The sequence below is a fragment of the Stenotrophomonas sp. JAG2 genome (assembly GCF_041080745.1).
GTDB lineage: Bacteria > Pseudomonadota > Gammaproteobacteria > Xanthomonadales > Xanthomonadaceae > Stenotrophomonas > Stenotrophomonas maltophilia_AA.
This window is the reverse complement of sequence record NZ_JBEUMH010000007.1, coordinates 23,003-36,340: the sequence shown is the minus strand read 5'-3', so window position 1 is coordinate 36,340 and position 13,338 is coordinate 23,003. Positions and strand designations below refer to the sequence as shown.

Genomic DNA, 13,338 nt, shown 5'->3' with positions numbered 1-13,338 from the left:
TGTCACCTACCGCGATCGGTAGATGCCGACCGTTGGTCGGCATGCGCTTCAAAACGCGCCGGCCGGTGACGTGCCGGCCGGCGCGCGTGTATCAGGCCGCTTTTTCCAGCGTGCCCATGTCGATCACGAAGCGGTAGCGCACATCGTTCTTCGCCATGCGCTCCCAGGCCTCGTTGACGGTCTTGATGTCGATCACTTCCACATCGCTGACGATGTTGTGCTCGGCACAGAAGTCCATCATTTCCTGCGTCTCGGCCATGCCGCCGATCGCAGAGCCGGTGATGTGCTTGCGGCCGAACATCACCGAAGCGCCCATCAGCGGCGGATCCAACTCGGTCAGCACGCCGACCAGGCACATCGTGGCATCGCGCTTGAGCAGGGACATGTACGGGTTGGTGTCGTGGCTGACCGGGATGGTGTTGAGCAGGAAATCGAAGCTGCCCGCATGTGCCTTCATCTGCGCCGGATCGCGCGAGACCAGCACCTCGTCGGCCCCCAGGCGCTTGGCATCGGCACCCTTTTCCGGGGTGGTGGTGATCATCACCACGGTGGCGCCCATCGCCTTGGCGAACTTCACGCCCATGTGGCCCAGGCCACCCAGGCCGATCACGCCCACCTTCTGGCCGGGGCCGACCTTCCAGTGGCGCAGCGGCGAATAGGTGGTGATGCCGGCGCACAGCAGCGGCGCGGCGGCCTTGAGGTCGAGCGTTGAGGACACCTTCACCACGAAGCGCTGCTCGACCACGATGTGGTCGGAGTAACCGCCGAAGGTCGGCTGGCCGCTCTCGCGCTCGGTGCTGTTGTAGGTGAAGGTCGCGCCCTTCTCGCAGTACTGCTCCAGGTCTTCATCGCAGGCCGCGCAGTGGCGGCAGGAATCGACCATGCAGCCGACGCCGGCGAAGTCGCCGACCTTGAAGCCGGTGACGTTGGCGCCGACCTCGGTCACGCGGCCGATGATCTCGTGGCCCGGCACCATCGGGAACTTGGAACCACCCCAGTCGTCGCGGGCCTGATGCAGATCGGAGTGGCAGATGCCACTGAAGAGAATCTCGATGCGCACGTCATCGGGGCCGGCCGGGCGACGTTCGAAGGAGAACGGCACCAGCGGCGCGGTCTGGTCGTGCACCGCATAACCATGGGCGAGGGACATGGGGAATCCTTGGCAGGTTTGTAGAAAGGCGCTTTACAATACGCCCCGATCCCGTGCACAGACAGTCAGGATATCGGCATGATTCATCAAGTGAAACGGGATAATCATGGCCACTGACAACCTGACCCATCTGGCCGCCTTCGCCGCCGTGGCCCGCCACCGCAGCTTCCGCAAGGCCGGCGCCGAGCTGGCGCTGTCCACCTCGGCGGTCAGCTACGCGATCCGCGCGCTGGAAGAGCGGCTGGGCGTGGGCCTGTTCCATCGCACCACCCGCAGCGTCGCCCTCACCGAAGCCGGCCAGCGCCTGCTCGAACGCCTGCAGCCTGCGCTGGGGCAGGTGCATGACGCGCTGGAGGAGATGAACCATTTCCGTGCCGCACCGGCCGGCCTGCTGCGCATCAACGCCACCCGCGCCGCGGTCCAGACCCAGCTCGGCCCACGCCTGGCGAAGTTCCTGCTGGCCCATCCGGATGTGCGTCTGGAGCTGGCCCAGGATGACGGTCTGGTCGATATCGTCGCCGGCGGTTACGACGCCGGTGTGCGCCTGCATGAATCGGTACCCGAAGACATGGTCGCCGTGCCGCTCGGGCCGGCACTGCGCGGCTTGATCGTCGGTGCGCCGGCCTACCTTGAAGGACGCGAGACACCCCGGCATCCGCGCGATCTGATCCACCACGAGTGCGTGCGGTTCCGCTTCGCCAGCGGCCATCTGTACAAGTGGCAGTTCGAACGCGATGGCCAGGCGCTGGAAATCGATGTGCCGGGGCGACTCACCCTCGGCGACCAGAACACCATCCTGCAGGCGGTGGTGGACGGACTTGGCCTCGCCTATGTGCTTGAGGATTCCGCGCGTCCGTACCTGGATGACGGCCGGCTGGTCGCGGTACTGGAAGACTGGAGCGAGCCGTTCGCGGGTTTCGCGGTGTATTACCCGCGGCAGCGGCAGATGTCGTCCGCGCTGCGGGCGTTCATCGATCTGCTGCGGGGGTAGGACCGGCGGGAGAGGCCTGCACTGGTGGCGCGCGTCCCCGTTGGGTAGGCTGGTTTCGCGAGCGGAGGCCTCGTGGGTGCCCCGCAGCGATCACATCGCGGTATGACCAGAAGGAGATGGCACATGGAAGGGATGCACAATCGGAAGCTGTTCGACCTGCTTGTTTCCTGGGTGCTGGCGTATTTCGTCATCATCGGCGCACTGCTCCTGGTCTGCGTCGCGGTCACTATCGCGATGATGATCGGCGCCAGTTGGACGGTCACCGTGGCGGCCGCTCTGTTGGCGGCGGCGCCCGCCGTTGCCTTGCCGTTCTCCGCGCGTGCCGCCAAGTGGTTGCTGCTGCTGGCGTACAGCGGCCTGGCCGCCACCTTTGTGTGGCTGGCGTTCCGGCCGCAGCCCGGCGCAGCGTCGGCGCCGCTGGTCAAGGGCGTGGTCGTGGCGTTCGCCGCCCTGCTGGTGGTCCGGGTGTGCCTGGCCTGGCGAAACGACCGCAAGGCCCGGCAGCACTGAGGAAGGCGGCGTTCTGACGCATTCCGCTGCACTGCACGCGATGCCATGCACCCTTCGTTGAACCACCGCAATCACGGGTAGATCCACGCCATGCGTGGATGCTTCCGTGCCCGGCAGGCAGCCTGTCAATGACCCCGATTTCGCCGGTCCTGTATACTCACCCCCAGTATAGTTAACCGGCCTCGCTCCCATGCCCCATTCACCGCAGGAAAAAAAGCGCGTTCTCGCCCGGGTCCGTCGGATCCGTGGCCAGTGCGATGCGCTCGACCGCGCGCTGGACGCCGGCGCCGAGTGCGGGCCGGTGCTGCAGCAGATCGCCGCGATCCGCGGTGCCGTCAACGGACTGATGTCCGAGGTGATGGAGGCCCATCTGCGCGAAGAGTTCGGGCAGCCGGCGAAATCCGATGCGCAGCGCGATGAGCGCGTGCGCGAGATGAGCATGCTGATCCGGTCCTATCTGAAATAAGTATGCGGGCGACCGCGTGCTGCCCATCCTTGTTCCCTGCCTTGGAGTGCTCCCCATGAAATCCCGTGCCGCCGTTGCCTTCGCCGCTGGCGAACCGCTCAAGATCGTCGAGATCGATGTCGCTCCGCCGCAGAAAGGCGAAGTGCTGGTAAAAATCACCCACACCGGTGTCTGCCACACCGACGCGTTCACGCTGTCCGGCGATGATCCGGAAGGCCTGTTCCCGGCCGTGCTCGGCCACGAAGGCGCCGGCATCGTGGTCGAAGTGGGCGAGGGCGTCACCAGCGTCAAGCCGGGCGATCATGTGATCCCGCTGTACACCGCCGAGTGCGGCGAGTGCCTGTTCTGTACCTCGGGCAAGACCAACCTGTGCGTGGCCGTGCGTGCCACCCAGGGCAAGGGCGTGATGCCCGATGGCACCACCCGCTTCAGCTACAACGGCGAGCCGATCTACCATTACATGGGCTGCTCGACCTTCAGCGAGTACACCGTGGTGGCCGAAGTCTCGCTGGCCAAGATCAACCCCGACGCCAACCCGGAGCACGTGTGCCTGCTCGGCTGCGGCGTGACCACCGGCATCGGCGCAGTGCACAACACCGCCAAGGTGCAGGAGGGCGATTCGGTGGCGGTGTTCGGCCTCGGTGGCATCGGTCTGGCGGTGATCCAGGGCGCGCGCCAGGCCAAGGCCGGCCGCATCTTCGCGATTGATACCAACCCGTCCAAGTTCGAACTGGCCAAGCAGTTCGGCGCGACCGACTGCGTCAACCCGAAGGACCATGACAAGCCGATCCAGCAGGTCATCGTCGAGATGACCACCTGGGGCGTGGACCATACCTTCGAGTGCATCGGCAACGTCAACGTGATGCGTGCGGCGCTGGAATGCGCGCACCGTGGCTGGGGCCAATCGGTGGTGATCGGCGTGGCCGGCTCGGGCCAGGAAATCTCGACCCGTCCGTTCCAGCTGGTCACCGGCCGCTCATGGAAGGGCACCGCCTTCGGTGGCGTCAAGGGCCGCAGCCAGCTGCCGGGCATGGTCGAAGATGCCATGAAGGGCGACATCGAACTGGCCCCGTTCGTGACCCACACGATGGGCCTGGACGAGATCAACGACGCGTTCGACCTGATGCATGAAGGCAAGTCGATCCGCTCGGTCGTGCATTTCTGAATCACTGAGGGCGGCGCGTGATCCGCGCCGCCCCTATGGAGAATCACCATGGAACGCATCGAACACCGCGCCGCGTCCGGCGGTTGGCAGGACGTGTACCGCCACACTTCGCAGGTGCTGGGCTGCGACATGAACGTCGCCGTGTATCTGCCGCCGCAGGCCGCCACGCAGAAGCTGCCGGTGCTGTACTGGCTCAGCGGACTGACCTGCAACGAACAGAACTTCATCACCAAGGCGGGTGCGCAGCGCTACGCCGCCGAGCATGGCGTGATCCTGGTCGCGCCGGATACCAGCCCGCGCGGCGATGACGTCGCCGATGCCGAGGGCTATGACCTGGGCAAGGGCGCCGGCTTCTATCTCAACGCCACCGAGCAGCCGTGGGCCGCGCACTACCGCATGTACGACTATGTGGCGGAGGAACTGCCGGCATGGATCGAGGCGCATTTCCCGACGACGGGCGCGCGCAGCATCAGTGGTCACTCGATGGGCGGCCATGGGGCACTGGTGATCGCGTTGAAGAATCCCGGTCGCTACAGGAGCATCTCGGCGTTCTCGCCGATCGTCGCGCCGACCCGCGTGCCGTGGGGCCAGAAGGCCTTTGCCGCGTACCTCGGCGAGGACCGCGCCCGCTGGGCGGCGTGGGATGCCAGCGAGCTGGTCGCCACGGCCACCGAGCGCCTGCCGTTGCTGGTCGACCAGGGCGGTGGCGATGAGTTCCTGGACAGCCAGCTGCAGCCGCAGTGGCTGCAGGCCGCCTGCACCGCGTCCGGTCACCCGCTGACGCTGCGCCTGCAGCCCGGTTACGACCACAGCTATTACTTCATCAGCAGCTTCATCGGCGAGCACATCGCGCATCACGCCAAGGCGTTGCACGGTTGATGCCCGCCCAACGGCCACGCGGGAGCGTGGCCGTTGCGTCGCTCATTCGCGATCGTAGGAGAACTGGATACCGGCAGTGCCGCCCGTCTGGATGAAAAGATCCATGAACGCCGGCACCGTGTCCTGGCGCTGCCAATCGCGCTGCAGCTCACAGAACAGCTGCGGGACGCTGATCATCCTGCCGCCGGCCTGTTCTATGCGTCGCAGGCCCGCGTCATGCGCGGCCAGGGACGTGCCGCCAACGGCATCGACCACGACGTACACCTCGTAGCCCTCCTTCAGGGCATCCAGGGCGGGGAAGGTCAGACAGGCTTCGGTCCACAGGGCGGTCATGATCAGCTTGCGGCGCCCGGTGGCCTGCACCGCTTCGCGGAATGCGGTGTCTTCCCATGAATTGATCGTGGTGCGGTCGTAGGTGGGATGGTCGGCCAGCACCTTGCGCAGCTGCGGAATCGGCGGTTTGTTGAGGCCGCTGCGCACATTGACCGTGGAATGCACGATCGGCAGCCCGTAGGCGACGGCGGCCTTGGCGGTACCGACGATGTTGTTGACCAGCAACTGCCGGTCCATCGAGGCGATCGAGTTCACCTGCACCGGCTGGTAGTCGATGATGATGAAGGCGGCGTTCTGCGGGGTCAGCAGGTGATCGGTGACAGGATCACGGATGGGTTCGCTTGCCATGGAAAATACTCCTGGGCAAGGGGAGGCCGCCGGGCGGCCGGGTCATGGCGATGGCAACGACCACCGCCACGGAGGACAGGGGTGCGTCAATCGCGCTGGGAATCCAGCACTTCGCCGTGCTGCTCCACGTCGCGCGCCTTGGCATAGCTCTCGCTGAGCAGCTGGTAGGCGGGGAAGATGTGGCCGTAGATCTCCGCCCACTGCGCGGCATCTTCGCGATGCCAGGTGCGCTGCAGCTCGGAGGCGACCGCGGCGGTGTCCATCGGCACCACGCCGGCCTGCGCGACGCGGGCCAGGGTAATCTCCTGCGCCATCTTGGAGTACGTGCCCGAGGCGTCGACCACCGCGAATACCTGGTACCCGTCGGCCACTGCCGCGATCGCCGGGAAGGCCATGCAGACGCTGGTGATGGTGCCGGCGATGATCAGCTGGCGGCGCCCGGTGGCCTTCACCGCGGCGACGAAATCCGGGTTGTGCCACGCGTTGATCTCGCCGCGCCGTGCCACGTACTGCGCGTGTGGGGCGTTGGCATGGATCTCCGGAATCAGCGGGCCGTTGGGCCCCTGCGGCACCGAGGCGGTGGTGATCACCGGCAACCCGGCCAGGCTGGCCATCTTCGCCAGGGCCGCGGCATGCGCACGCACCGTGGTGAAGGGAAGGTCGCCGATGGTCTGGAACAGGCCGCTCTGGTGGTCGATCAGGAGCATGGCGGCCTGGTCGGGGTCGATGACCGGTGCGGCGCCGTTGAAGTTGGCTGGAGTCGTCATTGCGGGGATTCTTGGTACGTGCAGGGAAAGGAAGTGCCGGTGGGAAGCACCGGCACGGGGACATCACGCCTGGGCGATCTGGCCGAAGCGGCCACTCTTGAAATCGGCGAAGGCCTGGCTGATTTCGTCCTGGCTGTTCATCACGAAGGGTCCGTGGCCCACGATGGGCTCATCGATCGGTTCGCCGCTGAGCACCAGCACCGTGGCATCGTTGTTGGCCTCGATCTGAAGCGCGCTGCCATCGCGATCGAGCATCACCAGCTGCGCCTCGTGCACGGCCTGGCTGCCATTGACCTGCACGCTGCCACGCAGCACGACCAGGGCGACGTAGCGTCCCTCCGGTACCGGCAGCCGGGCGCTGCGCCCCTGGAGCAGGCGCAGGTCCCACACATCCATCGGTGTGAAGGTGCGCGCGGGGCCATGCTGGCCGTCAAACTCACCGGCGATCACGCGCACGCGTCCCGCCTGGTCCGGCAAGGCCACCGACGGAATCTGCGCGTCCAGCAGGGTCTGGTAGCCGGGCGCGGCCATCTTGTCCTTGGCCGGCAGATTCACCCAGAGCTGCACCATCTCCAGCGTGCCGCCGGTGCGGGTGAAGGCGTGGGAATGGAACTCTTCATGCAGGATGCCGGAGGCAGCGGTCATCCACTGCACGTCGCCGGGGCCGATGGTGCCGCCGGCGCCGGTGGAGTCGCGATGCTCGACCTCGCCCTCATAGACGATGGTGACGGTCTCGAAGCCACGGTGCGGATGCTGGCCAACGCCGCGGGGCTGTGCGGCCGGGGTGAACGCCATCGGACCGGCGTAGTCCAGCAGCAGGAACGGGCTGACCTGCTGGCCGTGGCTGGAATAGGAGAACAGGGTCCGGGCCGGGAAGCCGTCGCCCACCCAATGCGCCTTCGGGGCGCTGTAGATGCCGAGAATCTTCTTCATGTCGAACTCCTCCGGGGCCACGCCCCTGTCTGATGGAGGAGATGATGGATTCAGGACGCTGGCGCCGGTAGTCGGCAGAATCTATCCTCATAGTCCTATTTCGTGAACGCTGGAGGCGCCATGCAGGATCTCAATGACCTCTACTATTTCGCCCAGGTGGTGGATCACGGTGGTTTCGCGCCGGCGGGACGGGCGCTGGGCATGCCCAAGTCCAAGCTCAGCCGCCGGGTGGCGTTGCTCGAAGAGCGGCTGGGGGTACGGTTGATCCAACGCTCGACGCGGCATTTCTCGGTCACCGAGGTCGGTCAGACCTTCCATGCGCACTGCAAGGCGATGCTGGTCGAAGCCGAGGCCGCGCAGGAAGCGATCGAACTCACCCGCAGCGAGCCGCGCGGCATCGTCCGCGTGGCATGCCCGGTCGCGCTGCTGGACACGCGCGTCGGCGAGATGATTGCCGACTTCCTGGCGCAGTGCCCGGGGGTGGAGATACAGCTGGACGCCACCAACCGCCGGGTCGATCTGATTGCCGAAGGCATCGATATCGCGATCCGGGTGCGGCCGCCGCCGCTGCAGGACACCGAGCTGGTGATGCGGGTGCTGGCCGAGCGCAGCCAGTGCCTGGTCGCCAGCCCGGCGTTGATTGAGCGGCTGGGCCTGCCGCAGGTGCCGGCCGATCTCGCCGCGTGGCCAAGCATGGAGCTGGGCCTGCCGCAGAACGAGCACGTCTGGAATCTGTTCGGCCCGGACGGCACGCGCGCGGACATCCATCATCGGCCGCGCCTGGTCACCCGCGGCATGCTGACCCTGCGCGCAGCCGCGGTGGCGGGCGTGGGCGTGGTGCAGCTACCAAGGATGATGGTGTGCGACCAGATCGCCGCCGGCACGCTGGTGCATGTGCTGCCCGCGTGGGCGCCACGGCGGGAAATCATCCACGCGGTGTTCCCCTCGCGGCGCGGGCTGCTGCCCTCGGTGCGCTCGCTGATCGATTTCCTGGCGGAACGCTTCCAGCAGCTCGAGGAAGAGTAACCGGCGCGCCCCGCCGCCTTGCCGCACCCGCCCCGTCAACGCGGGATGAATTGATCCCCAGGTGCCGGGCAACCTTGTATGTTGGTCGCAACGCCGCATCGGGATGGAAGCCGCATGGTGGTCTGGCTGTCGGTGCTGTACCTGCTGTGCCACGGCATCGCGCTGGTGCTGCTGCCCGCGCATGCGCTGCCGGTGTCCTATGCGTTCCTGATCGGGGCACCCGTGCTGGCCGCGATGGCCTGTGTGTGGCGGGGCCGCCGCAGCGCGTCGATCGTCGGCTGGTACGCGATGGCGCTGGGCATGGGGCTCTGGGCCGCGGGCATGGCGTTGAACATGTACCAGGAGGTCGGCCGCGGCAACGCCGATGCGACGCCGGGGCTGAGCATGCTGCTGTACGTGCTGTACGGCGTGCCGCTCACCTTCGCGATGGCCCATCCGCGGCATGAGCCGTGGTATCTCAGCCTGATCGATGCGCTGCTCGCACTGCTGCTCGGTTACCTGTTCTTCGTCTACACGTTCTCCTTCGCCACGCTCAACGATGCGGGCGAGGAGGGCATCGAGCACCTGCGGCTGATGTTCGACGTGGAGAACATCTTCATCGCCGGCTTCGCGCTGCTGCGCTGGCGGGCCAGCGAGGACGCGTCCCGGCGCGTGTTCTTCCGCACGCTGTGCGTGTTCGCCTGGGTGTACCTGGGCGTGGCCGCGTACATCAACCATGTCGACACGGAAGGCAGTTACGGCGGGCGGGTCGATCTGCTGATCGACGTACCGTTCCTGTTGCTGGCGGTGATGGCGTTGCGACCTTCACGACGCGGCGACGTGCGCGTACCGCGCACACTGGTGATGGCCGTGCGTGCCGGCAGCCCGCTGATCCTGGCGGTGTCGCTGATGGTGGTGTCGGCCCTGATGGTCCGCGACCATCCGTACCTGGCCGTGGCGGGGTTCGTGCTGGCCACGCTGGGCTCGGGCCTGCGCAGCGTGCTGATGCAGATGCATTCGTTCGCGCGCCAGGACCAGCTCGATGCGCTGTCGCGGATCGACAGCCTCACCGGCCTGGCCAACCGCCGGCAGTTCGACCAGAGCCTGCGTGATGCGTGGGAGCGGGCGCGACGCAGCGGGCAGGGCATCGCATTGCTGATGGTGGATATCGACTGCTTCAAGGACTTCAATGACCGGTACGGTCACCCGGCCGGCGACCAGTGCCTGCGCCTGGTCGCCGCGACGCTGGCCGGCTGCGCGGTGCGCAGCACCGATCTGGTCGCCCGGTATGGTGGTGAGGAGTTCGCGGTGGTGGTGGCGTCGTCGCCACTGGACGGCGCGCCGGCCCTCGCCGAGCGCATGCGCCATGCGGTGGAACAGCTGCAGTTGCCGTCCGCCGAGTCGGGACGGCCGGTGACGATCAGCATCGGCGTCGGGACCGTGCGCCTGGTGCTGGACGCCGACCCGGCCGAACTGCTGGCGGCGGCGGACACGGCGCTCTACTCCGCCAAGCGGGGCGGGCGCAATCGGGTGGAAGCGGACGGCGAACCGGGCTGAGTGGGGTCGCGCACTTCCACCAGCACCGGGCAGGGCGCGTGATCCACCGTCCATTGCCCGACCGAGCGGTCCAGCAGGCGCTCCATGCGCGAAAGATGGCGGTGGCCGATCACGATCAGGTCGCAGCCGTGCTGGCGGGCGTGATCGCAGATCACCTGCGCCGGCTCGCCGGCGGGGTGGTGGCCGATGCCGTCGATGCCGCGTTCGCGCAGGTAGTCCAGTGCGATGGCGAGCAGGCGCTCGGCCTGATGGACCTGGTCATCGGCGGCCGGGTATTCGGCATGCTCGGCACGCGGTGCGTCGTCGGCCAGCGCGAACGCGGGATCCAGCACGCACAGCAGGTGCAGCCGGGAGGCGGGGCCGGCCAGCGACGCGGCCAGGTCCAGGACCTGCGCATGCTGCGGCCCGCCATCCAGGGCCACGAGTATCTTGGTGAACATCGGCATTCTCGATCGAGGGGGCATCAGGATCGCCCAACGTCCGCCCCGGACCCATGCCGTGCGCCGCAGCTGAGGCGTGCGCCATGCGCATGAATGGTGAGTTTGGATTGCAGTAAAGTCACCGGCACACGTTGAAGGTGATACTGCCGTGACCATGCCCGATCTGAATCTGCTCATTGCCCTGGACGCCCTGATCGAGGAGGGCAGCGTCGTCGGCGCGGCGCGGCGGATGAACCTCAGTGCCCCGGCGATGAGCCGCACCCTGGGCCGGATCCGCGAGGCGATCGGCGATCCGGTGCTGGTCCGCGCCGGGCGCGGCCTGGCCCCGACCCCGCGCGCGCTGCAGCTGCGTGAGCAGGTGCGCGGCGTGATCGAGCAGGCGCACCTGGTCTTCAATGCCGGCCGCGAGGTCGACATGATGACGCTGGAGCGCACCTTCAGCATCCGCGCCAATGATGTGTTCGTCGGCACCTATGGTGGCCGCATGCGCGAGCTGTTCAAGGCGCAGGCGCCGTGCTCGGTGCTGCGCTTCGTGCCCGAGGGCGATGGGGACGACGATGCGATGGCGCAGGGCCGGATCGATCTGCACATCAGTGCGGTCAGCAAGCTGAGTGCCGATACCAAGGTGCAGAACCTGTTCAGCACCTCGTTCTTCGGAGCCGCGCACGAGGGCCACCCGATCTTCGCCGAGGAGATCACTGCCGAGCGCTTCGTGGCCTTCGACCACATCGCCGTATCGCGCCGTGGACGCTGGTATGGCCCGATCGATGAAGACCTGGAAGCGCTGGGCCTGACCCGGCGCGTCGCGCAGATCATGCCGACCTTCCATTCGGCGATCTTCGCCGCGGCCGATTCGGACCTGATCCTGCCGCAGATGCCCAGCGTCATGCTGGGGCGTCTGGAACGCCTCGGCGTCCCGCTGCGCCTGTTCGAACTGCCGATTCCGGTACGCAGCGCGATTGTCGTGCAGGCATGGCATCCCCGCCTGGACAGCGATCTGGCGCATCGCTGGCTGCGCCGCAGCATCAAGGCGATGTGCGACGCGGAATCCACCCAGGCCTGACGCGCCGCGACCACGGCCACGCGTACGGTGATCGGTGAGGCGTGCGTCTGATGCACGCCAGCGATGGCCGGCGCAGCATTTTTCGCAGCATCGGCGCTGCCTAGACTGCCGCTCCCCGTCGTGGAGTGGACTCATGTCCGTGTTGTTCCCACTGCACTGCCCGCGTTCCGGCGGTGCCCGATGAGTGCCGTCGCCGCCCCGTTGCCGGCTGCGACTGCCGTGCCCGCCGCACCACCCGCCCAGGCCGCGTTCGGCCTGCGCCTGGCGGTCGGCCTGTGCGGCGTGTTGCTGGCCGTGCTGATCTCCGGCATCAACGAAAACGTCACCAAGGTCGCGCTGGCCGACATCCGGGGCGCGATGGGATTCAGTGTCGATGACGGCAGCTGGATCATCGCGCTGTACACGGCGATGTCGGTCAGCGCGATGGCGTTTGCGCCGTGGTGTGCGGTGACCTTCTCGCTGCGCCGTTTCGCGCTGGTGATGATCGGCGCCTTCATGGTGCTGGGCGTGCTGTGTCCGTTCGCGCCGGACCTGCCCTCGTTCCTGATCCTGCGCGCGCTGCAGGGGCTGGCCGGCGGTGCACTGCCGCCGTTGCTGATGAGCGTGGCGCTGCGCTTCCTGCCGCCGGGCATCAAGTTGTACGGGCTGGCCGGCTACGCGCTGACCGCCACGTTCGGCCCGAGCCTGGGCACGCCGATGGCGGCGCTGTGGGTGGAGTACGTGGGCTGGCACTGGGCGTTCTGGCAGATCGTGCCGTGGTGCCTGGCCGCGCTGGGCATGGTGGCCTGGGGCCTGCCGCAGGATCCGCTGCGGCTGGAGCGCTTCGCACAGTTCAACGGCGTCGGCCTGGCGCTGGGGTTTCCGGCGCTGGTGATGCTGGTGATCGGACTGGTGCAGGGGCCGCGGCTGGACTGGTTCGCCTCGCCGTTGATCTGCCTGCTGCTCGGCGGTGGCACCGGTCTGCTGACATTGTTCTTCTACAACGAATGGTCGCACCCGCTGCCCTTCTTCAAGCTGCAGCTGCTGGCCAACCGCAACCTGAGCTACGCGTTGATCACCCTGGGCGGCGTGCTGTTCGTGCTGCTGGCGGTGATCATGATTCCCTCCAGCTTCCTGGCCAAGGTGCAGGGCTACCGACCGCTGCAGACCGCACCGATGCTGCTGTGGGTCGCTCTGCCGCAACTTATCGCGCTGCCCCTGGTGGCGACCCTGCTCAACCAGCGCCGGGTGGACAGCCGCTGGGTGCAGGCGATCGGCCTGGGCCTGCTGGCACTGGCCTGCGCGCTGGGCGCGCAGCTGACCACCGAGTGGCACCGCGACAATTTCGTGTGGCTGCAGGTCATCCAGGTCATTGCCCAGCCGATGGCGGTGCTGCCGCTGCTGATGCTCGCCACCGGCAGCCTGGCACCGACCGATGGCCCGTTCGCCTCGGCGTGGTTCAACACCGTCAAAGGCTTTGCCGCGGTGTTCGCCGGCGGCGTGCTCGAGGCGCTCACCACCGTGCGCGGCCATGTGCATTCCACGGTGCTGGTCGACCGCCTCGGCAACACGCCGTGGCTCGATGGGGGCGCCGCGGGCCTGGGCGCACGCCTGCACGCGCAGGTGGTGGCGCTGACCTCGGCCGATCTCTATCTCCTCGTTGCGTGGGTGGCGGTGGCGCTGATCGCGCTGATTCCGTGGCTGCCCACGCGCATTTATCCGCCACGTGCCGTGGCTTGAATTCAAGGAAGT

14 protein-coding genes are annotated in these 13,338 nt (G+C 67.4%); 9 read left to right on the top strand and 5 right to left on the bottom strand.

Annotated features, from left to right (window positions below; translation table 11 throughout):
- Nucleotides 1–91: 91 nt before the first annotated feature.
- Nucleotides 92–1,150 (bottom strand): NAD(P)-dependent alcohol dehydrogenase, encoded by a 1,059-nt coding sequence (locus AB9O74_RS10570; protein WP_369349280.1) that lies wholly within the window; start codon nucleotides 1,148–1,150, stop codon nucleotides 92–94.
- A 106-nt stretch (nucleotides 1,151–1,256) separates the two neighbouring features.
- Between AB9O74_RS10570 and AB9O74_RS10565 the strand changes: the two genes are divergently transcribed.
- From AB9O74_RS10565 to fghA, 5 genes are all read left to right on the top strand, one after another.
- Entirely contained in the window at nucleotides 1,257–2,141 is an 885-nt protein-coding gene (locus tag AB9O74_RS10565; RefSeq protein ID WP_369349279.1) for a LysR family transcriptional regulator, read from the top strand.
- A 123-nt stretch (nucleotides 2,142–2,264) separates the two neighbouring features.
- Nucleotides 2,265–2,651 carry a hypothetical protein gene (locus tag AB9O74_RS10560; protein WP_369349278.1) on the top strand — a complete coding sequence of 129 codons (387 nt, stop codon included), beginning with the start codon at nucleotides 2,265–2,267 and terminating at the stop codon, nucleotides 2,649–2,651.
- A gap of 190 nt (nucleotides 2,652–2,841) precedes the next feature.
- A complete protein-coding gene (locus tag AB9O74_RS10555; protein WP_176988219.1) occupies nucleotides 2,842–3,117 on the top strand; it encodes a metal/formaldehyde-sensitive transcriptional repressor in 276 nt (91 codons plus the stop codon).
- A 55-nt stretch (nucleotides 3,118–3,172) separates the two neighbouring features.
- Nucleotides 3,173–4,282: an S-(hydroxymethyl)glutathione dehydrogenase/class III alcohol dehydrogenase gene (locus AB9O74_RS10550; protein WP_176988220.1), complete on the top strand. Its 1,110-nt coding sequence runs from the start codon at nucleotides 3,173–3,175 to the stop codon at nucleotides 4,280–4,282.
- Between the two features lie 48 nt (nucleotides 4,283–4,330).
- Nucleotides 4,331–5,161 carry an S-formylglutathione hydrolase gene (fghA, locus tag AB9O74_RS10545; protein WP_369349277.1) on the top strand — a complete coding sequence of 277 codons (831 nt, stop codon included), beginning with the start codon at nucleotides 4,331–4,333 and terminating at the stop codon, nucleotides 5,159–5,161.
- 42 nt (nucleotides 5,162–5,203) lie between these two features.
- On the opposite strand, the gene AB9O74_RS10540 is transcribed toward fghA, so the two are convergent.
- The 3 genes from AB9O74_RS10540 to AB9O74_RS10530 all read right to left on the bottom strand — a co-directional run bounded on the left by AB9O74_RS10540 (nucleotide 5,204) and on the right by AB9O74_RS10530 (nucleotide 7,542).
- Nucleotides 5,204–5,842, bottom strand: a complete 639-nt coding sequence (locus tag AB9O74_RS10540; protein ID WP_346478862.1) for a hydrolase — start codon at nucleotides 5,840–5,842, stop codon at nucleotides 5,204–5,206.
- Between the two features lie 86 nt (nucleotides 5,843–5,928).
- Nucleotides 5,929–6,609: an isochorismatase family protein gene (locus AB9O74_RS10535; RefSeq protein WP_346478863.1), complete on the bottom strand. Its 681-nt coding sequence runs from the start codon at nucleotides 6,607–6,609 to the stop codon at nucleotides 5,929–5,931.
- A 63-nt stretch (nucleotides 6,610–6,672) separates the two neighbouring features.
- A complete protein-coding gene (locus AB9O74_RS10530) occupies nucleotides 6,673–7,542 on the bottom strand; it encodes a pirin family protein (protein WP_369349276.1) in 870 nt (289 codons plus the stop codon).
- A 120-nt stretch (nucleotides 7,543–7,662) separates the two neighbouring features.
- Between AB9O74_RS10530 and AB9O74_RS10525 the strand changes: the two genes are divergently transcribed.
- Entirely contained in the window at nucleotides 7,663–8,568 is a 906-nt protein-coding gene (locus AB9O74_RS10525) for a LysR family transcriptional regulator (RefSeq protein ID WP_369349275.1), read from the top strand.
- Nucleotides 8,569–8,682: 114 nt separating this feature from the next.
- Nucleotides 8,683–10,104 carry a diguanylate cyclase gene (locus tag AB9O74_RS10520; RefSeq protein WP_369349274.1) on the top strand — a complete coding sequence of 474 codons (1,422 nt, stop codon included), beginning with the start codon at nucleotides 8,683–8,685 and terminating at the stop codon, nucleotides 10,102–10,104.
- On the opposite strand, the gene AB9O74_RS10515 is transcribed toward AB9O74_RS10520, so the two are convergent.
- Nucleotides 10,047–10,544, bottom strand: coding sequence for a universal stress protein (locus AB9O74_RS10515; RefSeq protein ID WP_369349273.1), 498 nt, complete (start codon nucleotides 10,542–10,544; stop codon nucleotides 10,047–10,049). The two genes, AB9O74_RS10520 and AB9O74_RS10515, sit on opposite strands and share 58 nt — an antisense overlap.
- Nucleotides 10,545–10,692: 148 nt before the next feature.
- Between AB9O74_RS10515 and AB9O74_RS10510 the strand changes: the two genes are divergently transcribed.
- Both AB9O74_RS10510 and AB9O74_RS10505 read left to right on the top strand, forming a co-directional pair.
- Nucleotides 10,693–11,607 carry a LysR family transcriptional regulator gene (locus AB9O74_RS10510; RefSeq protein WP_176988224.1) on the top strand — a complete coding sequence of 305 codons (915 nt, stop codon included), beginning with the start codon at nucleotides 10,693–10,695 and terminating at the stop codon, nucleotides 11,605–11,607.
- A gap of 180 nt (nucleotides 11,608–11,787) precedes the next feature.
- A complete protein-coding gene (locus AB9O74_RS10505; RefSeq protein ID WP_369349272.1) occupies nucleotides 11,788–13,326 on the top strand; it encodes an MFS transporter in 1,539 nt (512 codons plus the stop codon).
- The last annotated feature ends 12 nt before the right edge of the window (nucleotides 13,327–13,338 follow it).

Excerpts from the sequence above, each read along its gene's own strand:
- AB9O74_RS10540 (WP_346478862.1), bottom strand. The coding sequence starts at position 5,842 with ATGGCAAGCGAACCCATCCGTGATCCTGTCACCGATCACCTGCTGACC.
- fghA (WP_369349277.1), top strand. The coding sequence starts at position 4,331 with ATGGAACGCATCGAACACCGCGCCGCGTCCGGCGGTTGGCAGGACGTG.
- AB9O74_RS10530 (WP_369349276.1), bottom strand. The coding sequence starts at position 7,542 with ATGAAGAAGATTCTCGGCATCTACAGCGCCCCGAAGGCGCATTGGGTG.
- AB9O74_RS10525 (WP_369349275.1), top strand. The coding sequence starts at position 7,663 with ATGCAGGATCTCAATGACCTCTACTATTTCGCCCAGGTGGTGGATCAC.
- AB9O74_RS10550 (WP_176988220.1), top strand. The coding sequence starts at position 3,173 with ATGAAATCCCGTGCCGCCGTTGCCTTCGCCGCTGGCGAACCGCTCAAG.
- AB9O74_RS10520 (WP_369349274.1), top strand. The coding sequence starts at position 8,683 with ATGGTGGTCTGGCTGTCGGTGCTGTACCTGCTGTGCCACGGCATCGCG.
- AB9O74_RS10535 (WP_346478863.1), bottom strand. The coding sequence starts at position 6,609 with ATGACGACTCCAGCCAACTTCAACGGCGCCGCACCGGTCATCGACCCC.
- AB9O74_RS10570 (WP_369349280.1), bottom strand. The coding sequence starts at position 1,150 with ATGTCCCTCGCCCATGGTTATGCGGTGCACGACCAGACCGCGCCGCTG.
- AB9O74_RS10555 (WP_176988219.1), top strand. The coding sequence starts at position 2,842 with ATGCCCCATTCACCGCAGGAAAAAAAGCGCGTTCTCGCCCGGGTCCGT.
- AB9O74_RS10560 (WP_369349278.1), top strand. The coding sequence starts at position 2,265 with ATGGAAGGGATGCACAATCGGAAGCTGTTCGACCTGCTTGTTTCCTGG.
- AB9O74_RS10515 (WP_369349273.1), bottom strand. The coding sequence starts at position 10,544 with ATGTTCACCAAGATACTCGTGGCCCTGGATGGCGGGCCGCAGCATGCG.
- AB9O74_RS10565 (WP_369349279.1), top strand. The coding sequence starts at position 1,257 with ATGGCCACTGACAACCTGACCCATCTGGCCGCCTTCGCCGCCGTGGCC.
- AB9O74_RS10505 (WP_369349272.1), top strand. The coding sequence starts at position 11,788 with ATGAGTGCCGTCGCCGCCCCGTTGCCGGCTGCGACTGCCGTGCCCGCC.